Origin of the sequence: Nocardioides sp. JS614 (genome assembly GCF_000015265.1) — a bacterium.
Taxonomy (GTDB): Bacteria; Actinomycetota; Actinomycetes; order Propionibacteriales; family Nocardioidaceae; genus Nocardioides.
In genome coordinates this window covers 3,421,699-3,444,074 of sequence record NC_008699.1, presented here as the reverse complement: position 1 = coordinate 3,444,074, position 22,376 = coordinate 3,421,699, and the positions used below count along the sequence as shown (strand labels likewise).

20 protein-coding genes are annotated in these 22,376 nt (G+C 70.4%); 14 read left to right on the top strand and 6 right to left on the bottom strand.

All coding sequences use genetic code 11. The annotated features are described in order from the left end of the window. Nucleotides 1-33: 33 nt before the first annotated feature. From pyrH to NOCA_RS17860, 6 genes are all read left to right on the top strand, one after another. Complete coding sequence (pyrH, locus tag NOCA_RS17885; protein WP_011756677.1) at nt 34-747, top strand: UMP kinase; 714 nt, start codon at nt 34-36, stop codon at nt 745-747. A gap of 45 nt (nt 748-792) precedes the next feature. After that, entirely contained in the window at nt 793-1,347 is a 555-nt protein-coding gene (frr, locus tag NOCA_RS17880) for a ribosome recycling factor (protein ID WP_197687734.1), read from the top strand. A gap of 14 nt (nt 1,348-1,361) precedes the next feature. After that, nucleotides 1,362-2,288: a phosphatidate cytidylyltransferase gene (locus tag NOCA_RS17875; RefSeq protein WP_011756675.1), complete on the top strand. Its 927-nt coding sequence runs from the start codon at nt 1,362-1,364 to the stop codon at nt 2,286-2,288. Between the two features lie 64 nt (nt 2,289-2,352). After that, nucleotides 2,353-2,697 carry a hypothetical protein gene (locus NOCA_RS17870; protein WP_011756674.1) on the top strand — a complete coding sequence of 115 codons (345 nt, stop codon included), beginning with the start codon at nt 2,353-2,355 and terminating at the stop codon, nt 2,695-2,697. 67 nt (nt 2,698-2,764) lie between these two features. Next, nucleotides 2,765-3,895 (top strand): 23S rRNA (adenine(2503)-C(2))-methyltransferase RlmN, encoded by a 1,131-nt coding sequence (gene rlmN / locus NOCA_RS17865; RefSeq protein ID WP_011756673.1) that lies wholly within the window; start codon nt 2,765-2,767, stop codon nt 3,893-3,895. A gap of 100 nt (nt 3,896-3,995) precedes the next feature. Continuing rightward, entirely contained in the window at nt 3,996-5,177 is a 1,182-nt protein-coding gene (locus NOCA_RS17860; RefSeq protein ID WP_011756672.1) for a glycosyltransferase family 4 protein, read from the top strand. Between the two features lie 23 nt (nt 5,178-5,200). On the opposite strand, the gene NOCA_RS17855 is transcribed toward NOCA_RS17860, so the two are convergent. From NOCA_RS17855 to NOCA_RS17845, 3 genes are read right to left on the bottom strand one after another with little or no spacing between them, the layout of a single operon-like run. Further along, complete coding sequence (locus NOCA_RS17855; protein WP_041546651.1) at nt 5,201-6,841, bottom strand: TIGR03767 family metallophosphoesterase; 1,641 nt, start codon at nt 6,839-6,841, stop codon at nt 5,201-5,203. Between the two features lie 27 nt (nt 6,842-6,868). Continuing rightward, a complete protein-coding gene (locus NOCA_RS17850) occupies nt 6,869-7,954 on the bottom strand; it encodes an LOG family protein (protein ID WP_011756670.1) in 1,086 nt (361 codons plus the stop codon). A 19-nt stretch (nt 7,955-7,973) separates the two neighbouring features. Next, nucleotides 7,974-8,876 (bottom strand): serine protein kinase RIO, encoded by a 903-nt coding sequence (locus NOCA_RS17845; protein WP_041546649.1) that lies wholly within the window; start codon nt 8,874-8,876, stop codon nt 7,974-7,976. Nucleotides 8,877-9,093: 217 nt separating this feature from the next. Between NOCA_RS17845 and NOCA_RS17840 the strand changes: the two genes are divergently transcribed. Then, nucleotides 9,094-10,554 (top strand): M1 family metallopeptidase, encoded by a 1,461-nt coding sequence (locus NOCA_RS17840; RefSeq protein WP_011756668.1) that lies wholly within the window; start codon nt 9,094-9,096, stop codon nt 10,552-10,554. On the opposite strand, the gene NOCA_RS17835 is transcribed toward NOCA_RS17840, so the two are convergent. Continuing rightward, entirely contained in the window at nt 10,555-11,955 is a 1,401-nt protein-coding gene (locus NOCA_RS17835) for an NAD(P)/FAD-dependent oxidoreductase (protein WP_011756667.1), read from the bottom strand. After that, complete coding sequence (locus NOCA_RS17830; RefSeq protein ID WP_011756666.1) at nt 11,940-12,428, bottom strand: Lrp/AsnC family transcriptional regulator; 489 nt, start codon at nt 12,426-12,428, stop codon at nt 11,940-11,942. The genes NOCA_RS17835 and NOCA_RS17830 overlap by 16 nt, the downstream gene beginning before the upstream one ends. 149 nt (nt 12,429-12,577) lie before the next feature. Between NOCA_RS17830 and NOCA_RS17825 the strand changes: the two genes are divergently transcribed. From NOCA_RS17825 to NOCA_RS17810, 4 genes are read left to right on the top strand one after another with little or no spacing between them, the layout of a single operon-like run. Continuing rightward, nucleotides 12,578-13,804: an ABC transporter substrate-binding protein gene (locus NOCA_RS17825; RefSeq protein ID WP_011756665.1), complete on the top strand. Its 1,227-nt coding sequence runs from the start codon at nt 12,578-12,580 to the stop codon at nt 13,802-13,804. After that, nucleotides 13,797-14,930, top strand: coding sequence for an ABC transporter ATP-binding protein (locus tag NOCA_RS17820; RefSeq protein WP_011756664.1), 1,134 nt, complete (start codon nt 13,797-13,799; stop codon nt 14,928-14,930). Before NOCA_RS17825 ends, NOCA_RS17820 begins: the two co-directional genes overlap by 8 nt. Next, entirely contained in the window at nt 14,927-15,820 is an 894-nt protein-coding gene (locus NOCA_RS17815; protein WP_041546645.1) for an ABC transporter permease, read from the top strand. The genes NOCA_RS17820 and NOCA_RS17815 overlap by 4 nt, the downstream gene beginning before the upstream one ends. After that, entirely contained in the window at nt 15,820-16,689 is an 870-nt protein-coding gene (locus NOCA_RS17810; RefSeq protein ID WP_011756662.1) for an ABC transporter permease, read from the top strand. Before NOCA_RS17815 ends, NOCA_RS17810 begins: the two co-directional genes overlap by 1 nt. 24 nt (nt 16,690-16,713) lie before the next feature. Here the strand turns inward: NOCA_RS17810 and NOCA_RS17805 are convergent, their stop codons facing one another. Further along, nucleotides 16,714-18,084 carry an aspartate aminotransferase family protein gene (locus tag NOCA_RS17805; RefSeq protein WP_011756661.1) on the bottom strand — a complete coding sequence of 457 codons (1,371 nt, stop codon included), beginning with the start codon at nt 18,082-18,084 and terminating at the stop codon, nt 16,714-16,716. 107 nt (nt 18,085-18,191) lie between these two features. On the opposite strand from NOCA_RS17805, the gene speB reads away from it, so the two are divergent. The 3 genes from speB (at nt 18,192) to NOCA_RS17790 (ending at nt 22,323) form a co-directional block, all read left to right on the top strand. Beyond that, the gene (gene speB, locus NOCA_RS17800) at nt 18,192-19,193 is read left to right on the top strand and encodes an agmatinase (protein ID WP_011756660.1); all 1,002 of its coding nucleotides are present in this window, start codon (nt 18,192-18,194) and stop codon (nt 19,191-19,193) included. Beyond that, nucleotides 19,194-20,810 (top strand): amidohydrolase, encoded by a 1,617-nt coding sequence (locus tag NOCA_RS17795; protein WP_011756659.1) that lies wholly within the window; start codon nt 19,194-19,196, stop codon nt 20,808-20,810. Nucleotides 20,811-20,889: 79 nt separating this feature from the next. Further along, nucleotides 20,890-22,323, top strand: coding sequence for a gamma-aminobutyraldehyde dehydrogenase (locus tag NOCA_RS17790; protein ID WP_011756658.1), 1,434 nt, complete (start codon nt 20,890-20,892; stop codon nt 22,321-22,323). Nucleotides 22,324-22,376: the final 53 nt, after the last annotated feature.

Sequence of the window (22,376 nt, the reverse complement as noted above, 5' to 3'; positions counted from 1 at the left end):
CTTCTCGCTTCCTGCCCCACGAAGGAGCCGCCCGTGACCGGATACAAGCGCGTCCTGCTCAAGCTGTCGGGCGAGATGTTCGGCGGGGGCAAGGTCGGCGTCGACCCTGACGTCGTCCAGACGGTGGCCCGCGAGATCGCCGCCGTCGTGAACGCCGGGGTGCAGATCGCGATCGTGACCGGCGGCGGCAACTTCTTCCGCGGCGCGGAGCTCCAGCAGCGCGGCATGGACCGCGTCCGTGCGGACTACATGGGCATGCTCGGCATCGTGATGAACTGCCTGGCCCTCCAGGACTTCCTGGAGAAGCTGGGTGTCGAGACTCGCGTGCAGACCGCCATCACCATGGGCCAGGTCGCAGAGCCCTACATCCCACGGCGGGCGATCCGGCACATGGAGAAGGGTCGCGTCGTGATCTTCGGCGCCGGCATGGGCATGCCCTTCTTCTCCACCGACACGGTCGCGGTGCAGCGGGCGCTGGAGAGCCGGTGCGACGTCGTGCTCGTGGCCAAGAACGGGGTCGACGGCGTCTACACCGCCGACCCCCACAAGGACCCGACCGCGACCAAGTTCGACGACCTCACCTACGACGAGGCCATCGCGCGGGGCTTGAGGATCATGGACCAGACCGCGTTCGCGCTCTGTGGGGAGAACAAGCTCCCGATGGTGGTGTTCGGCATGGAGCCGGAGGGCAACATCCTGCGCGTCGTGCAGGGTGAGAGGATTGGCACGCTCGTGACCGCGGGCTGATCGCCCGGTCCTGAGCACCTACCAGCGACGCTAGGAGTACCCGTGATCAACGACATCCTCAACGAGGCCGACGGCAAGATGGACAAGTCGGTCGAGGCGACGCGCGAGGAGTTCGCGGCGATCCGCGCCGGCCGGGTCAACCCGAGCATGTTCAACAAGATCGTCGTCGACTACTACGGCTCGCCGACGCCGCTCCAGCAGCTCGCCTCGTTCACCGCCCCTGAGGCGCGGATCATCCTGATCGCACCGTACGACCAGGGCGCGATGCACAACATCCTCAAGGCGATCCGCGACTCCGACCTGGGCGTCAACCCGGCCGACGACGGCAAGGTGATCCGCTGCGTGTTCCCGGAGCTCACCGAGGAGCGCCGCAAGGAGTACATCAAGATCTCCCGGCACAAGGCCGAGGAGGGCCGGGTGGCGGTCCGCAACCTGCGGCGTACCGCCAAGCAGCACCTCGAGCGCCTCGAGAAGGACGGCGAGGTCGGCCAGGACGACCTGACCGGGGCCGAGAAGCGCCTCGACGGCCTGACCAAGAAGCACACCGACGCCATCGACGAGATGCTCAAGCACAAGGAGGCCGAGCTGCTCGAGGTCTGAGCACTCGACAAGCCATGTCCGACGCTCCGTCCGGGATGCCGCCGGCGACCCAGCCTCCCGTCCCCTCGTCCGTGCCGTCCGGCTCGGGCCCGCCGCTGAAGGATCACGGTCGGGCGGGCCGCAACCTGCCCGCGGCGGTCGGGTCCGCGATCGTGCTGCTGGGCGCGATCGCGCTCTCGCTGCTGTTCTGGAAGACCGCCTTCATGGTGATCGTCGCCGTGGCGGTCGTGGTCGCGATCTGGGAGCTGCACCGCGGCTTCCGTGCCTTGGGCATCGACCTGCCCGAGCAGCCGCTGATGGTCGGTGGTGTCGTCATGATCGCGGTCGCCTACTTCTGGGGGGCGCCGGCGTTGGTCGCCGCCACCGCGGTGGCGGCACTCGTGATCATGCTCTGGCTGCTGCAGCGAGGGGTCGACGGCTACGTCCAGAACGCCACGGCCTCGGTGTTCAGCCTCGTGTACGTGCCGTTCCTGGGGTCGTTCGTCGCGCTGCTGCTCGCGGAGGGCGGCGGCGTCAACGCGGCCGGCCTCGACGACGCGGGCGTGCAGGGGATCGTGGCGTTCGTCCTGGTCACCGTCGCTTCGGACACCGGTGGGTACGCCGCCGGGGTGCTCTTCGGCCGGCACCCGATGGCGCCGGTGATCTCACCGAAGAAGTCCTGGGAGGGCTTCGCCGGATCCGTGGTCTTCTGCCTGGCGGCAGGCTGGGCGCTGGTCGTCTACCTGCTCGAGGGCGACTGGTGGGTCGGGCTGCTGCTCGGCCTGATCGCCGTGGTGATGGCCACCCTGGGCGACCTCTGTGAGTCGGTGATCAAGCGCGACCTCGGCATCAAGGACATGAGTCAGGTGATCCCCGGCCACGGCGGCCTGATGGACCGCCTCGACTCCCTGCTCGCCACGATCGCGCCGATCTGGCTGCTGCTGCACTACTTGGTCTACTGATGCTCGTCAGGCCGCTCGGCATGCCGGACGTCATCGAGGTCGATCCGGCCGTACAGTCGTCGTGATGTCCACCGACGAACAGGCCACTGCCGGCGAGCGCCAGCCGGACTGGTGGCACCGCGACCACCCGACGTTCACGTCGCTCGTCGGCTTCTTCACCGGCCTGGCGTTCGTGATCGTCGTGCCCGGCCTGTTCGCCGCGATCCTGGGCTGGATCTTCGAGTACCACACCGCCGAGGACCTGTTCCCGCTGGTGCTGGTGACGCTCGCAGTCCCCATCGGGCTGGTGATCGCCCCGCGCACCCGGCGGTTCGGGAAGTACATGCTGGTCGGGATGGGCGTGACCGCCCTCGTCGTCGGAGGCGTGAGCGCCGTGGTCCTCTGGTTCATGGTCACCTACCAGAGCTGAACCGACCGTGGCGGTGCGCGTCGGCGAATCGCCCGGCCGCCCACCCGGATGGGATGATCGAGGTCTGATGTCCGACTCCGAGCGCACCTCCCTGCCCCTGGTCTTCGACGAGCCGCGCGGTCGCAAGAAGCCGCCGCGGCACCTCGCCGACCTCGCGCCGGACGAGCGCACGGCGTACGCCAAGGAGCTCGGGCTGCCCGGCTTCCGGGCCAAGCAGCTCTCCACCCACTACTTCTCGCGGCTCGTCGACGATCCCGACCAGATGACCGACCTGCCCGCCGGCCAGCGCGCCGAGCTGGTGGCCGGGCTGCTGCCCGGACTGATGACGCCGCTGCGGACGATGGAGGCCGACCGCGGCACCACCCGCAAGACGCTGTGGCGCCTCTTCGACGGCGCCCTCGTCGAGTCGGTGCTGATGCGCTACCCCGACCGGGCCACGATGTGCGTGTCCAGCCAAGCCGGCTGTGGCATGGCCTGCCCGTTCTGCGCGACCGGCCAGGGTGGTCTGCAGCGGAACATGTCCACCGCGGAGATCGTCGAGCAGGTGGTGGCCGGCGCCCGGTCGCTCGCCCGCGGCGAGGTGCCCGGCGGTCCGGGACGGGTCTCCAACGTCGTGTTCATGGGCATGGGCGAGCCGCTGGCCAACTACAAGGCCGTGCTCGGAGCCGTCCGCCGGCTCACCGACCCGGCGCCGGACGGGCTCGGGATGAGCGCGCGCGGCGTCACCGTCTCCACCGTCGGGCTGGTGCCGCGGATGCGTCAGCTCGCCGACGAGGGCATCCCGGTGACGCTGGCGCTCTCCCTGCACGCCCCCGACGACGAGCTGCGCAACGAGCTGGTCCCGATCAACACCCGGTTCTCGGTCGCGGAGACCGTCGAGGCCGCGTGGAACTACGCCAAGGTCACCAAGCGGCGCGTCTCCATCGAGTACGCCATGATGCGCGGGATCAACGACCAGGCCTGGCGGGCCGACCTGCTGGGTGACGTGCTCCGCGGCTATGGCGACTGGGGCTGGGTGCACGTCAACCTGATCCCGTTGAACCCGACGCCCGGCTCGAAGTGGACCGCGTCCGACCCGGCCGACGAGCGCGAGTTCGTGCGCCGGCTCGAGGCGAAGGCGATCCCGACCACGGTGCGCGACACCCGCGGCCGTGAGATCGACGGAGCCTGCGGGCAGCTCGCTGCGACCGAGGCCTGACCGCCACCATTCACGTGGCGTTCGCGTCGGCATCGGCGCGCGTTCCGCGCCGGTCGGCAGGGTCCGAGACGGATGGACACCGTCTCCCGAAGGACGCACCATGCGACTGCGCCGGCACCACACCGAACCCCACGAGCTCCCGACTGCTCCGACCGACCGGCTCCGCGTGCTCGTCGTCGCCGAGTCGTTCCTGCCCCAGGTCAACGGGGTCACCAACTCGGTGCGCCGCGTCCTCGACCACCTTGCTGCCGAGGGGCACCCGGCCGAGCTGGTGGCGCCGACGGGGCCGGCGACGTACGCCGGCTTCCCCGTCACCCGGGCGCGCGGCGCGAGCCTGCCGTTCTACCGCGACTTCCGGATCGGGCTGGAGACACGGGCCCGGCTCCGGGCGGTGATGGTGCGGTTCCGTCCCGACGTCGTGCACGTCGCCTCGCCGGCCACGCTCGGCCACCAGGCCGTGCGTGCCGCCGAGGAGCTCGGCATCCCGACGGTTGCGATCTACCAGACCGACCTGGTCGGCTTCGCCGAGCGCTACGACATCGCCGGCGGCCAGCGGGCGATGGCCTACCTGACCCGCCGGATCCACCAGGGCGTCGACCGCACGCTCGCCCCCTCGTCGACCAGCCTGCGCCAGCTCGCCGACCTCGGGATCCACGCGACGGCGCTGTGGCCCCGTGGCGTGGACCTCCAGCAGTTCCACCCTGTCCACCGCTCTGTAGAGCTGCGCCAGCAGCTCGCACCCGAGGGGCGGCTGCTGATCGGGTACGTCGGCAGGCTGGCCGCCGAGAAGGAGCTCGACCTGCTCACGTGTCTCGCGGGTGACGCGCGCTACCGACTGGTCATCGTCGGCGGAGGGCCTGAGGCGCCGCGGCTGCGCTCGCTGCTCCCCGACGCGAGGTTCCTCGGCGTCCTGCACGGTGACGACCTGAGCCGCGCCTACGCGTCGCTCGACATGTTCGTGCACACCGGTCGCCACGAGACCTACTGCCAGTCCGCTCAAGAGGCGCTGGCCTCCGGGGTGCCGGTGGTGGCGCCGCGGGCCGGTGGCCCGGTCGACGTGGTCGCCGACGGCGTGGCCGGCTTCCTCTACGAGCCCGGCAGCCGCGCGGAGCTGAGGTCGTACGTCGACGCTCTCGCCTCGGACCGGCTGTTTCGTCGCCGGATGGGGCTCGCGGCGCGCCGCAGCGTGGCCGGCCGGTCCTGGGACGGCGTCAACGACGCGCTGGTCCACCACTACCGCGACGTGATCGCGGCGCGCGCCACCCACCGCCGCGCCGCGTGATCCGGGGGTGACGGCCGCCCGGGCTACCGCAGGAAGCGCGGGGCCCGCACCAACAGCTCGGTATTGCGCGAGGACGGCTTGCCGTGCCGCTGGTTGTCTCGCTCCTGCCAGTCGTTGGCGGCGAGCTCGCGTGACAGCGCGGCCAGCTGGAGCGGCTCGCCCAGCCGCGCAGCGTCCCACGCCACCGGCGCGGCGTGATCCAGCAGCGTCGTGAAGATGGAGAGAGTCCCGTCCTGGTTGTCCGCGATCTCCACGATCCGGCCCTGCTGTGGCCAGTCGATGTGCGAGGCGGTGTTGATCTCCCAGAACCCACCGACGACGTGTTTGTCCTTGCCCACGCCCTCGACGCGTCGGTGCGCCTTGATCTTGTTGCTGTGCGTGTGGCCGTTGACCCAGGCGATCACGTTGTCGTGCTCGAGCAGCTCCCTGACCAGTGCGGTGCCGAGCACGCGCGGGCCGGGGTCGACGTCGCCGGTTAGCTCGTTGACCATGCTCCAGGAGGGGTGGTGGCTGGAGAACACCAGCAGCTTACGCCGCGAGGCCGCGATCAGGTCCTTGATCCAGGCGAACTGCGTCTGGCTCAGCGAGCCCTCGTCGCCGCCGTTGGCGTTGACGGTGTCCATCACCACGAACCGGATCCGACCGCGGTCGAAGGTGTAGTAGGCGGTGCCGTCGCTGCGGTTCTGCTCGGTGTATCCGTGCCCGACCGGCCCCGGCAGGGCGGTGGTCGTGAAGTGCTCCTCGACGATCTCGGCGGTGCTGAGCTGACGGCGGTCCGGGTCGGGGGTGACGATGCGGCTCTTGACGCCGACGGTCTTCCTGTCGCCGGTCGCGCGGGCCAGGTCGCTCGCCGTCGGGTGGTTGTTGCCCTGCACGAGCTTGTCGTGGTTGCCCATCACGCTGTACCACGGCAGGTCCAGGCCGGTGGCCTCGAACGGCGCCCGGGCCTTGTCCAGCAGGCCCGGGATCATGGGGAAGCCGTACTTCGCGCGCGCGTCGTCGTCGGTCTTCCCCTCGGGGGTGCCCTCCGGGTGCCAGAACATCACGTCGTACAACGCCGGGTCGAGGGAGTCTGCGACGCTCTCGGTCTTGGTGTGGTCCCCGGAGTCCGGCTGGATCGGGCCGCCGTCGAGGACGTCGATGTTCCAGCGCACCTCGTTGTACTGCGCGTTGTCGGCGTTGTCGCCGGTCTGCAAGACGAACGAGAGTGCAGTTCCGGTCACGGGGCCAGCCTGCAGTGCATTGATGCCCTGGACCATGGCCTCCGCGACATGCAGGGTCAGGAACTCCTGCGGGCGGTACGCCGAGCTGCTGAACGCCTCCGCGTTCTCGACCCGCATCGGCGACTCGGTGTCCACGATGTGTACATCACTGACCTGGGCGAATGCAACGAGGCCCTGACGGCGGGCGGCCCGCCCAGCGCGTGCATCGGCCAGGGTTGTTCGCACGAACGAGCCCTCGCCGGGCCGCGCGACGACCGGTCGGTATCCGCCGACCCCGGGACGCCCCTTGCCCAGGACCACACTTCGGGTGACCCCCGGAGTGCCCGATCGGCTGACAGTGCCGGCGACGGCCTCGGCGGACAGGCCGCCGAGTCCGCCCAGAGCGGCGACGCCACCGGCTGCGGCGGCGGAACGGAGGAGGTCGCGGCGAGAGATCTGCACCGCGTCAATCTAGGCTCGGGCCGCCGCTCACGTCCCCGAAACGAACAGGTTCGCCGCCTCCTGCCAGGAGTCGACGAGATGGATGTGGTCCGCCATCGGCCGACCGCGGGCGAGCCGGCTCAGCAGCGGCCAGGCCGGTAGGTCCTCGGTCCAGTATCGGGCCCCGACCAGCACCATCGGCGCGATCGAGGACTCGTCGGCGTAGTAGTTCTCACACGCGTCCTGGAAGACCTCTTGCACGGTACCGCCGGCGCCGGGCAGGAACACGATGCCGGCGTCACAGATCTCGAGCAGGGTGGCCTCGCGGGTGGAGTTGCGGAAGTACTTCGCGATCGCGGTCGCGAAGACGTTCGGCGGCTCGTGCCCGTAGTGCCAGGTGGGGATCCCGAGCGACTCGACGCCGTCCGGGAACCGGGCGAGGACCTCGAAGGCGCGTTCGGCCCAGGCTCCGATCGAGGGCCGGTACGACGGGACCGCGGTCAGCATCGACAGCGCCTCCTCCAGCGCGTCGGGCCGGTGCGCCAGCCAGGCGCCGAGGTTCGCCGCCTCCATCGCTCCCGGTCCGCCCCCGGTCGCGACCACGCGGGTCGCACCGAGCGCGGAGCCCAGTCGGGCGGCCTCGGTGAACGTCGGGTCGCCGCGATCCGCCGTGTGCCGGCCCATCACGCCGACCAGGTGGCGGCCCTCGATCCAGGACTCCAGCGCGAGGTCGATCGCGTGGTCGTGGAGTGCGCGGGCCAGGGCCTTCTCGCGGGTCGACGGCCGTTGCGACCAGGCGTAGGCGCGCGCGTCGAGCGACCCGGGGTAGTCGAGGTCGTCGTACAGCTCCTCCGGCGTGTAGAGCGCCTCCCGTGCCGTGTCGACGGGCGTCTCCGGTGTCGCCGGGAGCACCAGGGCGCCGGCCGCCCGCACCATCGCCTCGTCACCCGGGGCGAACGTGCACCCGAGGAACGTCGCCCCGGCGAGCCGGACCCGGGCCAGCGCGTCGTGCCGGCCGGACAGGTCGACCTCGCGGATCCGCCACCCTCGCAGCGTGGTCGCACCCGCGGCCAGCCGGTCGTCGAGCTCCGCCAGGGTCTCGACGTTGACGACGCGGCCGCGGGTGCGTTTCACACAGTCAACCTAGAACCCGCTAGAACGCATGGGTCATCAGCTCGGCGAAGAGGTCCTGCTCGTCGACGGCGAGCCCGCGGGACCGGAACCAGCCACAGACGTTCGCGCAGTCGCGCATCAGGAAGTCCAGGCCGTTGGTGTTGCCGACCAGGTCCACGATCTGCGGCAGGTCGATGACGACCAGCCGCTCGCCGGCGGCGAGCAGGTTGTACGCCGACAGGTCACCGTGCACGATCCCGTTGCCGACCATCGTCGCGAGCACCTCGCGCAGCTGGTCGAAGTACGACGCCAGCAGGTCGCGCTCCGGCCGGGTCTGGGCGAGCCGCGGCGCGCTCTCGCCGTCGTCGTCGGTGATCCACTCCATCAGGATCTCCGTGCCGTCGATCTGGACGGGGTAGGGGACCGGAAGCCCGAGCGACCAGCACCGCTTGAGCGCGTCCCACTCGGAGACGGCCCACTCGCTGCTGGCGACGACCTTGCCCCAGGTGCTCTTGCGCTTGAGCGCCCGCTGGTCGCGGGACCGCTTCACGCTGCGGCCCTCGGTGTAGGCCGCCGCGCGGTGGAAGGTGCGGTGCTCGTTGCTGCGGTAGCGCTTCGCCACCATGACGACCGACTGCCCGAGGCCGCCTCGGTCCGGGGGCGGGCTGCCGGGGACCGAGCGCTCGAGCAGGAACGCGTCGGCCTCCTTGCCGGTCTTGAGGATGCCGAGCTCGGTGTCGACGGCGGCCTGGGAGGTCACCACCCAGTCGGGGCGGGGCTCCGGGCCGCGGCAGAGCGGCTCGACGCTGAGCCAGGTCGACCAGCGCTGGGTGTCGTCCTCGGGCTCGTCGTACGTGGTGAAGTCGAAGACGAAGGCCGCGTCGAGATCGGACGGGTCGGAGTCAGAGAGGTCGTGCGTGTGCTGCGTGAAGTCGTGAGACATCGCGGTGGGTGCTCCAGGAGATCGAGAGGTCGTGGTCTGCGGACAGGCCAAGGGCAGTCGTCGACATGTCACGCTCCCCTCGATCGGGCACCCGGCTGCTGCTGCCGGACGGCTCGGTCGAGTATCGCCGCGGCGGTTGCGGCACCGCAACCGAATATGCGCCGGCCCGGCACCCGTCGAGGCCACCGACAGTCCGCCCGTCCACTAGGTTGCTCGCGTGGCCACCCGTCCCATCGCCCTCCCGACCGCCGCACTGGCCGCTGTCCTGGCGCTCACCGGTGCCCTCGCCCTGACCGGTCCGTCCACCTCCGCCGAGCCGGCCGGGGCCCGTGCCGCAGCTCCCGCGGGCGCAGCCGGCATCGGCGACCCGTACTTCCCGCTGGACGGCAACGGCGGCATCGACGTGCTGCGCTACGACGTCCACGACCGCTACCGCTTCGGCGACCGGCACCTGTCCGGATGGACCACGGTGACCGTGCGCGCGACCGAGTCGCTGTCGAGCTTCAACCTCGACCTCCTGCTCCCGGTCCGCTCCGTCACCGTCGACGGCCGCGACGCCGCCTTCGAGAAGACGCATCACGAGCTGGTCGTGAAGCGCCCGGTCGCGGTGGGCGAGACCGTGCGCGTGGTGGTGCGGTACGCCGGGTGGCCCTCGGCGTACTCCTACGAGGGCGAGGGCAACTGGCTGGCTGGCGAGCGCGAGGTCGTCGCGATGAACCAGCCGCACATGGCGCCGTGGTGGTTCCCGGCCAACGACCACCCGCTCGACCGGGCGCACATCCGGATCAGCATCACGGTCCCGAAGGAGAACCAGGTCATCGCCGGCGGCCGCCTGGTCGGTCGGGAGGTGCACGGCCGGCTGGCGACCACGACCTGGCAGGCGCGGGAACCGATGGTGCCGTACCTGGCGTTCTTCGCCGCCGGCCGGTTCGAGGTCGAGCGCGGTGACAGCCTCGGCCGGCCCTGGTACTCGGCGGTCTCGAAGCAGCTGAGCCCCGCCCAGCGACAGGTGGCGATGGGGCTGATGAAGAAGACGCCGCGGCTGCTGCGGTGGCTCGAGCGGCAGGTCGGCGACTACCCGTTCACCACGACCGGCGGGCTGACCACGGCCCTCCCGGTCGGCTTCGCGCTCGAGAACCAGACCCGGCCGACCTATCCGTGGATGGGCGACGGCCCCGGCGCGGTGAAGACGGTGGTGCACGAGCTCGCCCACCAGTGGTTCGGGGACTCGGTCGCGGTCGAGGGCTGGACCGACATCTGGCTCAACGAGGGCTGGGCGACGTACTTCGAGCAGTACTACAGCGAGCAGCACGGCGGGCCGACGACGGACGCGTGGTTGCGCGAGGCGTACCAGTCGGATGCCGACGACGCGTTCTGGAGCCACGAGGTCGCGGACCCGTGCCCGGGCCGCGAGGACTGCGTGAGCTGGATCTTCGCTCCCTTCGTGTACCAGCGTGGGGGCATGGCGCTGGCGGCGCTGCGCAACCGGATCGGTGACGCCGACTTCACCACCCTGACCCGGCAGTGGGCGCTCGAGCGTGCGGGCAGCACCGGCAACACCGCGCAGTTCCAGGCTCTCGCCGAGCAGGTCAGCGGCCAGGACCTGGGCGGGTTCTTCGACGCCTGGGTGCGCTCGACGACCAAGCCGGCGGACACGGCGGCCAACGGACTCGGGTGATCAGCCCAGCAGCGGCGAGACCACCCGGGCCACGACGCTCGGCAGCCGGGTGACGGACTCCTCCGCGTCGGCGAGGGTCATCGCCCGCAGGCCGACGTTGATGCCCAGCCAGCGCAGCGGCTCGCGCTCCCAGGCCGGCGAGCGATGGCCGACCCAGGGCAGCCGGGTGAGCTCGGTGTCCCGGTCGAGCACGAGGTCGCGCAGGGTGCGGCCGGCGAGGTTGGTGGTGCTCACCCCGTCGCCGACGTACCCGCCGGCCCAGGCCAGCCCGGTCCCGCGGTCCAGCCCGACCGAGGCGCACCAGTCCCGGGGGATGCCGAGTGCGCCGCCCCAGGCGTGGGTGACCCGGGTGCCGGCGAGCATCGGGAAGAGGTCGACCAGCGTCGCGTAGAGCCGCGCGAAGACCGCCTCGTCGCGGTCGTACTCCGGGCGGATCCGCGACCCGAGGTGGTACGGCGCGCCGCGGCCGCCGAACACCAACCGGTCGTCCGCGGTGCGCTGGCCGTAGACGATCAGGTGCCGGTGGTCGGTGAACGTCTCGCGTCGCGCCAGCCCGATCTCCGCCCAGGTCGAGGGCGACAGCGGCTCGGTCGCGATGATCAGGGAGTACACCGGCACCAGGGTGCGCTCCTCACCGCGCAGCGACGCGGTGTAGCCCTCGGTCGCGCGCACCACGGTCGCCGCACGCACGTCACCGTCCGCGGTGTGCGCGCGGCCCGGGCCGATCGAGCGCACCCGGGTGCGCTCGTGGATGGTCACGCCGCGCCGCTCGACGGCCTGCGCCAGGCCGCGCACCAGCCGGGCCGGGTGGATGGCCGCGCAGTCGGGGGTGTACGTCGCCCCGACGGTCCGGCTGCCCCGCAGCACGGCGGTGGCCTCGGTCCGGTCGAGCAGCCGCAGGTCGTCCTCGTCGCGGTCCCAGCGCCGCGCCTCGGCGACCTCGGCCCGGGCCCGGCGCCACTGGGCACGGCTGCGGGCCAGCGAGATCGTGCCGCCCTTGGCGACGTGCGCGTCGATGCCCTCGGCGGCGGCGACCTTGACCACCTCGTCGACGGTCTCGCGCATCGCGCGGTGCTGAGCGAGCGCACCGTCGCGGTCCGCGAGGCCGGCCAGCGTCGGCAGCGAGGCCGGGAACAGCGCCGAGCACCAGCCGCCGTTGCGTCCCGACGCCCCGAAGCCCGCCGTCTCGGCCTCGAGCACCACGATCCGCAGCGTCGGATCCGCCTCGGCGAGGTAGTAGGCGGTCCAGAGCCCGGTGAAGCCCGCGCCGACGATCGCGACATCGGCGTCGACGTCGTCGGACAGCGCGGGGCGGGGGGCCCAGCCGCCGTCGACCGTGTCGTGCCACAGCGACAGGCGCTCCCAGTGCGGGTCGGTCGGAGGATTCAGCGCACACCCCACGAGTACGTCTGCTTGCGCAGGCTGAGGTACATGAACGTCTCCGTCGTCGCGACGCCGTCGATCGTGCGGATCCGGTCGGAGATCAGCTCGAGCAGGTGCTCGTCACTCTCGCAGACGACCTCCACCAGCAGGTCGTAGGAGCCCGCGGTCACGACGACGTAGTCGACCTCCTCGAGCGCGCCGATCGCCTCCGCGACCGGCTCGAGCTGCCCGGTGACCCGGATGCCGACCATCGCCTGCCGCGCGAAGCCGAGCTCGAGCGGGTCGGTGACGGCGACGACCTGCATGACGCCACCCTCGATCAGCCGTTGCACCCGCTGCCGGACGGCGGCCTCGGACAGCCCGACCACCTTGCCGATCGCGGCGTAGGAGCGCCGGCCGTCCTGCTGGAGCTGTTCGATGATCGCCTTGGAGACGTCATCGAGGTGGACTGCCGGCCGTGCTGGTCTGGGTGTTCTCGCCACGGGACGCATACTGTCAGCCGGCCCCGATGTTCGCCACCGATCGTTTCTAAGGTTTTCGTTGCGACAATGTTTCAACTCAACGGTTTCACTTGTCGCGAGGCGGTTGCTCTGCAACTATCCACACTCACAGGCGCTTTGAACTTCCGGGAGGTAGTGGGATGTCGGACTCAGCGAGGTTGGCGGCCCTGGCGCGGGCCGGTGGCGGCGTTCCCCCGTGGGCGATGTCCGGGATGGGGCGGCGGTCCTTCCTCCGCGGAGCCTCGCTGACGGCGCTCGCGGTGGGGGCGCCGGGGCTGCTCTCGGCCTGCGGCACCGAGGGCGCGAAGGTCGACGCCGGCTCCTGCACGAGCACCGACCTCAGCGCTGATGAGAAGACGATCACGTTCGCCAACTGGATCGGTTACATCGACCCCGTCAAGAAGCCGGACTCCACGCTCTCGAAGTTCCAGCAGCAGACCGGCATCACCGTCGACTACAAGAACGGCGACGTCAACGACAACGAGCAGTTCTTCGCCAAGGTGTCGCCCCAGCTGCAGGACTGCCGGCCCACGGACCGTGATGTCTTCGTCGTGACCGACTACATGGCCGCGCGGATGATCGAGCTCGGCTGGATCCAGAAGCTCGACCACGCCAACCTGCCCAACGTCGACGCGAACCTGATCGACTCCCTGAAGTCGCCCAGCTGGGACCCGAACCGCGACTACAGCGTGCCGTGGCAGAGCGGCATGACCGGCATCTGCTACAACGCCGAGCTCACCGACCCCGTCTCGAGCTTCGAGGAGCTGCTCACCCGCCCGGACCTCAAGGGCAAGATCGACCTGCTCAGCGAGATGCGGGACACGATGCTGTTCATGCTGCTCCTGAACGGCAGCAACCCGGCGGACTTCACCGACGACGAGTTCTCCGCCGCGATCGACAGTCTCCAGGGCTACGTCGACAGCGGCCAGGTGCGCAGGTTCACCGGCAACGACTACGTCGACGACATGAAGTCGGGCGACATCGTCGCCTGCGAGGCGTGGAGCGGCGACGTCATCAACCTGCTCGGCGGCGGGAAGTTCAAGTACGTCCCGCCCAGTGAGGGCTTCGCGATCTGGACCGACAACATGCTGGTGCCGAACAAGGCGGCGCACAAGTCGAACGTCGAGGAGCTGATGAACTACTACTACGACCCGGTCAACGCCGCGAAGCTCGCTGCCTGGAACTACTACCTCTGCCCGGTCAAGGGTGCCCAGCAGGAGATCGCGCAGTTCGACAAGTCCGCAGCCAAGAGCGACTTCATCTTCCCCGATGCCAAGACCATGGAGTCGGGCCACCAGTTCATGCCGCTGAGTGACACCCAGGAGCGCGACTACCAGCGCCGGTTCAACGAGGTGATGGGTGGCTGAGCGCAACGCGGACCTGAGGCTGGAGAACCTGACCAAGCGCTTCGGGGACTTCGTCGCGGTCGACGACCTGTCGCTGACGGTGCCGAACGGCTCGTTCTTCGCTCTCCTCGGGCCGTCGGGGTGCGGCAAGACCACCACGCTGCGGATGGTGGCCGGGTTGGAGGACCCGACCGCAGGCCGGGTGCGGATCGGCGAGGACGACATCACGCACCTGCGTCCCTACAAGCGGCCGGTCAACACGGTCTTCCAGTCCTACGCGCTGTTCCCGCACCTGACGATCTCCGAGAACGTCGCGTTCGGGCTGCGGCGCCGCGGCGTGAAGGACTACCAGCAGAAGACCCGTGACATGCTCGAGCTCGTCGAGCTCGGCGGCTACGGGGACCGCAAGCCGGGCCAGCTCTCGGGCGGCCAGCAGCAGCGGGTCGCCCTCGGCCGGGCCCTGATCAACGAGCCGGGCGTGCTGCTGCTCGACGAGCCGCTGGGCGCGCTGGACCTCAAGCTGCGCCGGCAGATGCAGATCGAGCTCAAGCGGATCCAGACCGAGATCGAGGTCACCTTCGTGCACGTCACGCACGACCAGGAGGAGGCCATGACGATGGCCGACACCATCGCCGTGATGAACCACGGGGTGATCGAGCAGATGGGCGCGCCGGCGGACCTGTACGAGAACCCGGTGACGACGTTCGTCGCCAACTTCCTCGGCCAGTCGAACCTCGTCCGGGCCGAGGTCATCGACGCGACGGGTGCCGACGTCGTCGTCGACTGCCACGGCCAGAAGCTCCGGTTGGCGGCGTCGCGCTCGCACACCGCCGGGCGGAGCGCCTGGCTCGGGGTCCGGCCGGAGAAGGTGCTCATCGCCGAGGCCGGCACCGAGGACCACGCTGGGGTCAACGCCCTCACCGGTGGCCGGGTCAGCGACGTCAGCTTCGTCGGGGTCAGCACGCAGTACCTCGTCGCGACCGCCTGGGGGCAGGAGCTGATGGTGTTCGAGCAGAACACCGGGCGGCGCCCTGCCTTCCGCAACGGTGACGAGGTGGACCTGCTGTGGGCGCCCGAGCACACGTTCCTGCTCGACGCCGATCAGGATGCCCAGGCCGGCCTGATGACGCCGGAGGACAAGGAGTGAGCGCAGCGCCGGCACCCGTGGGTCCGCAGCCGGTCGCGGAGTCGGGCCGGCGCCGCGGGTGGGGCTGGCTGCTGCTGGTCCCGGGCATGCTGTGGCTGGCCGTGTTCTTCCTCTTCCCCACCGTCCAGCTCTTCTTCACCTCGCTCTACGACCCGAGCGGCTCCTACGAGCAGGGCTACGCGATGACCTGGCACGTGGCCAACTACGCCGACGCCGTCAGGGAGACGTGGAACCTCTTCGCGCGGTCCTTCCTGTACGCCGGCATCGCGACTCTCGTCTGCCTGACCTTGAGCTACCCGCTGGCCTACGCCATCGCGTTCAGGGCGGGCCGCTGGCGCAACGTCATGCTGGTCCTGGTGATCGCGCCGTTCTTCACCAGCTTCCTGCTGCGGACGCTGTCGTGGCGCACCATCCTGTCCGACCAGGGTCCGGTCACCAGCTTCTTGCAGACCATCTGGGTGCTGCCCGACGACGGGCGGCTGCTGGCGACGCCGGTCGCGGTGATCGCGGGCCTGATCTACAACTTCATGCCGTTCATGACGCTGCCGCTCTACGCCTCGCTGAGCAAGGTGGACTACCGGCTGATCGAGGCTGCCGGCGACCTGTACTCGAGCCCCTTCACCGGCTTCCGGAAGGTGACCTTCCCACTGTCGTTGCCCGGTGTCGTCTCCGGCACGCTGCTCACCTTCATCCCGGCCAGCGGCGACTACATCAACGCCGAGCTGCTGGGGACCCCGAAGCAGTACATGGTCGGCAACCGGATCCAGGCGGCGTTCCTCACCGAGCACAACTACCCGCTGGCGGCCAGCCTGTCGCTGACCTTGATGGCGATCGTCGTCGTGATGGTCGTCGTCTATGTCCGGCGGGCCGGCACCGAGGAGCTGGTCTGATGGCCACGAGCACGCAGCTGCCCGCCCCCAGCCGCACCAGGCGCAGCGGCCGCGACCGGCCGCCGGTCGGCCGCTGGCTGGCCGATCACATGGTCCTGTTCATCGGGATCCTGGTGCTCGTCTACATGTTCGTACCGATCGGCTACATCTTCGCGCTGTCGTTCAACCAACCCACCGGACGCTCCGCGACCGCGGAGTTCGAGTCGTTCACCTGGAGCAACTGGACCTCGATCTGCGAGCCCGAGGGCCTGTGCGACTCACTCCAGCTGAGCATCGCCGTGAGCCTGACCGCCACCGTGCTGGCCACCGTGCTGGGCACGCTGATGGCGTTCGCCCTGGTGCGGCACTCCTTCCGGGGCCGGGCGGCGTCGAACCTCCTGATCTTCCTGCCGATGGCGACCCCGGAGGTCGTCATGGGGTCCTCGTTGCTGGCGATGTTCGTCTCGATCGGGATGGACGGCGCCCTCGGCTTCGCCACGCTCGTGATCGCCCACGTGCTGTTCTGCCTGTCGTTCGTGGTCGTGACCGTCAAGGCGAGGCTCGTCGGCATGGACGCCCGGTTGGAGCAGGCGGCGATGGACCTCTACGCGAACGAGTGGCAGACCTTCCGGCTGGTCACCCTGCCGCTGGCGATGCCGGGCATCGTCGCGGCGGCGCTGCTGTCCTTCTCGCTGTCCTTCGACGACTTCATCGTCTCGAACTTCACGGCCGGCCAGTCGGTCACCTTCCCGATCTTCGTCTACGGCAGCAAGCTGAAGGACTTCCCGCCGCAGCTGTTCGTCGTGGGGTCGATCATGTTCCTGGTGTCGTTCGTCTTCGTGGTCGCCGGCGAGCTGTGGCGGCGCCGTCGGTCGGTCGGCCTGGGCTGACCGACCGGCAGGCGCTGGACGCCGTCAGACCAGCGTGCCCGCCTTGTCGAGGACCACGCGCAGGATCTGCTCCATCTCGTCGAAGTGCGACTGCTCGCAGATCAGCGGGGGAGAGAGCTGGATGACCGGGTCGCCGCGGTCGTCGGCTCGGCAGTACAACCCCTCGGCGAACAGCTGCTTGGACACGAACCCGTAGAGCAGCCGCTCGCACTCCTCGTCGGTGAAGGACTCCTTGGTGGTCTTGTCCTTGACCAGCTCGATCCCGTAGAAGTAGCCGTCCCCGCGGACGTCGCCGACGATCGGCAGGTCGTGCAGGCGCTCCAGGGTGGAGCGGAACGCCGCCTCGTTCGAGCGGACGTGCTCGAGGACCTTCTCCTCCTCGAAGATCTCGAGGTTCTTCAGCGCGACCGCGGTCGAGACGGGGTGGCCGCCGAAGGTGTAGCCGTGCGCGAACATCTGCGCGTCGCGCAGGAACGGCTCCATCAGCCGGTCGCTGGCGATCATCGCGCCCAGCGGCGCATAGCCCGAGGTGATGCCCTTGGCGCACGTGATGATGTCCGGCTGGTAGCCGTAACGTTCGGCGCCGAACATGTGCCCGAGCCGGCCGAAGGCGCAGATCACCTCGTCCGAGACCAGCAGCACGTCGTACTCGTCGCAGATCTCCCGCACCCGCTGGAAGTAGCCCGGCGGCGGCGGGAAGCAGCCGCCGGAGTTCTGCACCGGCTCCAAGAACACGGCCGCGACGGTGTCGGGGCCCTCGTTCTCGATCGCGACCGCGATCTGGTCGGCGGCCCAGCGGCCGAACGCCTCCGGGTCCTCGCCGTGGAGGGGCGCGCGGTAGATGTTGGTGTTCGGCACCCGGAACGTCGAGGGCACCAGGGGCTCGAACTGCTGCTTCAGCGGCGGGAGCCCCGTGATGGACAGCGCGCCCTGGGTGGTGCCGTGGTAGGCGATGGCGCGGCTGATCACCTTGTGCTTCAGCGGTTTGCCGGTGAGCTTGAAGTAGTTCTTGGCCAGCTTCCACGCGGACTCGACGGACTCGCCGCCGCCGCTGGTGAAGAAGACCCGGTTGAGCTCGCCGGGCGCGTAGCCGGCGATCCGCTCCGCGAGCAGGATCGCGTTCGGGTGGGCGTAGGACCACAGCGGGTGGAAGGCCAGCTCACGGGCCTGCGCGGCCGCGGCCTCGGCCAGCTCGGTGCGACCGTGGCCGAGCTGGCTGACGAAGAGCCCGCCGAGCCCGTCCAGGTAGCGCTTGCCCTTGGCGTCGTAGATGTAGGCACCCTCGCCCCGCACGATGATCGGCACGTCGGCCTCGGCGTAGGACGAGTGGCGTGTGAAGTGCATCCACAGGTGGTCCTTGGCGGCCCGCTGGAGGTGGTCGTAGTCCGGGTGCATGAGCCCATGATGCTCTGTGGAACCGTGATCTGGCAAGTGAATCAGTTGTGTGCGGCCTTGATCGACGCGGAATCCGAAGGGTAGTGCCGCCGTGGTAGGAACTTCCCATGACCCGGTACGGCGCCCAGTTCGGTCCCGACATCACCTTCCTCGGGGTCGACCCGATCGACCTCGACGACGCCGACGGGCTGGCCGCCGCCGACGTGGTCGTCCTCGGTGCGCCGTTCGACGGCGGCACCTCGCACCGGCCCGGCACCCGGTTCGGGCCCAGCGCGATCCGGCAGACCGACTACCTGCCCCAGGACGGATCGCGGCCGCACCTCGCGCTGCGGGTCGACGCCCTGCGCGACCTGCGGGTGGTCGATGCGGGCGACGTCGAGATGCCGCCCGGAGACATCACCCGGGCCCTCGGCAACCTCGAGGAGGCCGTCTACGCCGTCGCTCGCTCCGGTGCCGTCCCGCTGGTCCTCGGCGGCGACCACTCGATCGCGCTCCCCGATGCGACCGGGGTGGCCCGCCACCTCGGCTTCGGCCGGGTCTCGATGATCCACTTCGACGCGCACGCCGACACCGGCCACATCGAGTTCGGGTCGCTCTATCGCCACGGCCAGCCGATGCGCCGGCTGATCGAGTCGGGCGCGCTGCGCGGGGACCGGTTCCTCCAGATGGGGCTGCGCGGCTACTGGCCCGGCCCCGAGACGCTCGACTGGATGGCGGCGCAGCACATGCGCTCCTACGAGATGACCGAGATCGGCCGGCGCGGCCTCGAGGAGTGCCTGGACGAGGCCTTCGAGATCGCCCTCGACGAGTGCGATGCGGTCTTCCTCTCCGTCGACATCGACGTGTGCGACCCCGGCCACGCACCCGGCACCGGCACGCCGGAGCCCGGTGGGCTCTCCAGCCGCCAGCTCCTGGACGCGGTCCGCCGGATCTGTCGCGAGCTCCCGGTCGCCGGCATCGACGTGGTCGAGGTGTCCCCGCCGTACGACCACGCCGAGATCACCGCGTACCTCGCCAACCGGGTCTGCCTCGAGGCCCTCTCCGGCCTGGCGGCCCGCCGCCACGGCATCTCGCACGATCCGGCCGGCCCGCTGCTGGAAGGTCGCTGAGTGCGCACGATCTTCCGCGCTGCGGGTGCCTTCGACGGGCACCGGCACGTCGGGCGGACGGACGTGCTGGTCGCAGACGGGCGGATCGTCGACGTCCGTGAAGGCGGTTTCGAGGCTCGCGTCGCTCGGGCCTCGACCACCGTGGTCGACGTCGCGTTCCTCGCGCCCGGCTTCGTCGACGCGCATGTGCACCCCGTCCAGGGCGGGTTGGAACGGCTGCGCTGCGACCTGTCCGAGCTCTCGACCCCGGAGGAGTACCTCACGGCGATCGCGTCGTACGCCGCGGAGCATCCCGCGGCCGAGTGGATCCTCGGTGGCGGCTGGGCGATGCCCGCGTTCCCGGGCGGCACCCCGACGGCGGCCGACCTCGACCGCGTGGTGCCGGACCGGCCGGTGTTCTTGCCCAACCGCGACCACCACGGCGCGTGGGTCAACACCCGCGCCCTCGAGATCGCCGGGGTGGACGCGCGCACACCGGACCCACCCGACGGGCGGATCGAGCGAGGCCCGGACGGCCGGCCCAACGGCACCCTCCACGAGGGCGCGACCGCGCTGGTCGCCCGCCATCTGCCGCCGGTGAGCGAGGCCGACTACTACGCCGCGCTGCTGGCGGGCCAGGCCTACCTCCACTCGGTCGGGGTCACCTCCTGGCAGGACGCGATCGTCGGCGCCTACTCGGGCATGGACGACGTCGCCTCGACGTACACGACCGCCGCCGCGGACGGCGACCTGCGCTCGCACGTCGTCGGCGCGTTGTGGTGGGAGCGCAGCCGGGGCGTCGAGCAGGTCGCCGACCTCGTCGCGCGGCGGGAGGCGATGAGCGGTGGCCGGTTCCGGGCGGCCACGGTCAAGATCATGCAGGACGGTGTGGCGGAGAACGGCACGGCCGCGATGCTGGCGCCCTACCTCGACCGCTGCGGCCACCCCACCGGCAACGCCGGCCACTCCTTCGTCGACCCGGACGGGCTCCGGGCGGCCGTCGCCGCGCTGGACGCCGCAGACTTCCAGGTGCACGTGCACGCGATCGGCGATCGCGGCGTGCGGGAGGCGCTCGACGCGTTCGAGGGCACCGATCCGGCACATCGCCACCAGATCGCGCACGTCCAAGTCGTGCACCCCGACGACGTACGCCGCTTCGCCACGCTCGGTGTGGCCGCGAACCTACAGATGCTCTGGGCCTGCCTCGACGACCAGATGGTCGACCTGACCCTGCCCGTCCTCGGCCCCGAGCGGGCCACCCGGCAGTACCCGTTCGGCGACCTGCACCGTGCGGGGACCATGCTGGTGGCTGGGAGCGACTGGCCGGTGAGCACCCCCGACCCGCTGCCGGCGGTCCAGGTCGCGGTGACGCGCGTCGAGCCCGGCAGCGAGCGGGAGCCGTTCCTTCCCGGTCAGGCGCTGGCGCTCGAGACCGCGTTCGCGGCGTACACCTCGGGCAGTGCCTGGGCCAACCACCGCGGCCCGCGGGACGAGCCGGCCGCCGGGGTCCTGCGACCGGGAGCGGTCGCCGACCTGGTGGTCCTCGACCGGGACCCGTTCACGGGCGCGCCCGAGGAGATCGGCGCCGCGCGCGTCGTGTCGACGTGGGTCGACGGAGCACCTGTCCACACCGCCTGAGCCCTATTGGACGACTGATTCCGTTTTGATTTGCGGTCAAGGCCTACAGATTCCGTAGCCGGGTCACTAGGCTCCGTGCATGGCCGACCAGACCTTCAAGAACGTCATCAACGGACAGCTCGTCGACAGCGCCTCGGGGGAGACCTACGACATCGTCGACCCGACCACCGGCGAGGTGTACGCCCAGGCGCCCCGGTCGGGTGCCGAGGACGTCGACCGGGCGTACGCCGCGGCCGCGGCGGCGTTCGAGTCCTGGGGCAGCACGACGCCCAAGGAGCGCTCGGAGGCGCTGCTCAAGATCGCCGACGCGATCGAGGCGCGGGTGGAGGAGATCAACGCCGTCGAGTGCAAGGACACGGGCAAGCCGATCGGCCTGACGATGTCCGAGGAGATGCCGTACGCCTCCGATCACTTCCGGTTCTTCGCCGGCGCCGCCCGGGTGCTGGAGGGTCGGTCGGCCGGGGAGTACATGACCGACCACACGTCGTGGATCCGGCGCGAACCGGTCGGCGTGGTCGGCCAGGTGACGCCGTGGAACTACCCGTTGCTGATGATGATCTGGAAGATCGCCCCGGCCCTCGCCGGCGGCAACACGATCGTGCTGAAGCCCAGCGACACGACGCCGGCGAGCTCCACGCTGCTGGCCGAGATCGCCCAGGAGTTCCTGCCGCCGGGCGTGCTCAACGTCGTCACCGGCGACCGCGACACCGGTCGGGCGCTGGTTGCGCACCCGACGCCGCAGATGGTCGCGATCACCGGATCGGTGCGCGCCGGCATGGAGGTCGCGGAGTCGGCCTCCCACGACCTCAAGCGCGTGCACCTCGAGCTCGGCGGCAAGGCCCCGGTGATCGTCTTCGACGACGCGGACATCGAGAAGGCCGCCGAGGGCATCGCCGGCGCCGGCCTGTTCAACGCCGGCCAGGACTGCACCGCCGCCACCCGGGTGCTGGCGGGCGCGGGCGTCCACGACGACTTCGTGGCGGCGCTCACCGAGGCCGCGAAGGGCATGCCGACCGGTGACCCGACCAACGAGGACACCTACTTCGGACCGCTCAACAACCAGAACCAGTTCGACCGGGTCTCCGGCATGGTGGACCGGCTCCCCGACCACGCGAGCGTCGAGACCGGCGGCGCCCGCCACGGCAGCGTCGGCTACTTCTACGAGCCGACCGTGCTCTCCGGCCTGCGCCAGGACGACGAGCAGATCCAGACCGAGATCTTCGGCCCGGTGATGACGGTCCAGCGGTTCACCGACGAGGCGGAGGCGCTGCGCTGGGCCAACGGGGTGGAGTACGGCCTGTCCTCCAGTGTGTGGACCAAGGACCACGCGCGCGCCATGCGGATGTCCCGCGGGCTCGACTTCGGCGTGGTGTGGATCAACACCCACATTCCGTTCATCAGCGAGATGCCGCACGGCGGGTTCAAGCACTCGGGCTACGGCAAGGACCTGTCGATGTACGGCCTCGAGGACTACACCCGCATTAAGCACGTCATGTCCTATATCGGATCCTGACTGGGGGATGTCTTTCTGCACTCGTCGCTTCGCTCCTCGCACGCCCCGCTCCT

Bases quoted from the DNA above. Each gene is read 5' to 3' on its own strand.
- NOCA_RS17875 (WP_011756675.1), top strand. From the start codon at position 1,362: ATGTCCGACGCTCCGTCCGGGATGCCGCCGGCGACCCAGCCTCCCGTC.
- NOCA_RS17870 (WP_011756674.1), top strand. From the start codon at position 2,353: ATGTCCACCGACGAACAGGCCACTGCCGGCGAGCGCCAGCCGGACTGG.
- rlmN (WP_011756673.1), top strand. From the start codon at position 2,765: ATGTCCGACTCCGAGCGCACCTCCCTGCCCCTGGTCTTCGACGAGCCG.
- NOCA_RS17860 (WP_011756672.1), top strand. From the start codon at position 3,996: ATGCGACTGCGCCGGCACCACACCGAACCCCACGAGCTCCCGACTGCT.
- NOCA_RS17845 (WP_041546649.1), bottom strand. From the start codon at position 8,876: ATGTCTCACGACTTCACGCAGCACACGCACGACCTCTCTGACTCCGAC.
- NOCA_RS17830 (WP_011756666.1), bottom strand. From the start codon at position 12,428: ATGCGTCCCGTGGCGAGAACACCCAGACCAGCACGGCCGGCAGTCCAC.
- NOCA_RS17825 (WP_011756665.1), top strand. From the start codon at position 12,578: ATGTCGGACTCAGCGAGGTTGGCGGCCCTGGCGCGGGCCGGTGGCGGC.
- NOCA_RS17810 (WP_011756662.1), top strand. From the start codon at position 15,820: ATGGCCACGAGCACGCAGCTGCCCGCCCCCAGCCGCACCAGGCGCAGC.
- NOCA_RS17805 (WP_011756661.1), bottom strand. From the start codon at position 18,084: ATGCACCCGGACTACGACCACCTCCAGCGGGCCGCCAAGGACCACCTG.
- speB (WP_011756660.1), top strand. From the start codon at position 18,192: ATGACCCGGTACGGCGCCCAGTTCGGTCCCGACATCACCTTCCTCGGG.
- NOCA_RS17790 (WP_011756658.1), top strand. From the start codon at position 20,890: ATGGCCGACCAGACCTTCAAGAACGTCATCAACGGACAGCTCGTCGAC.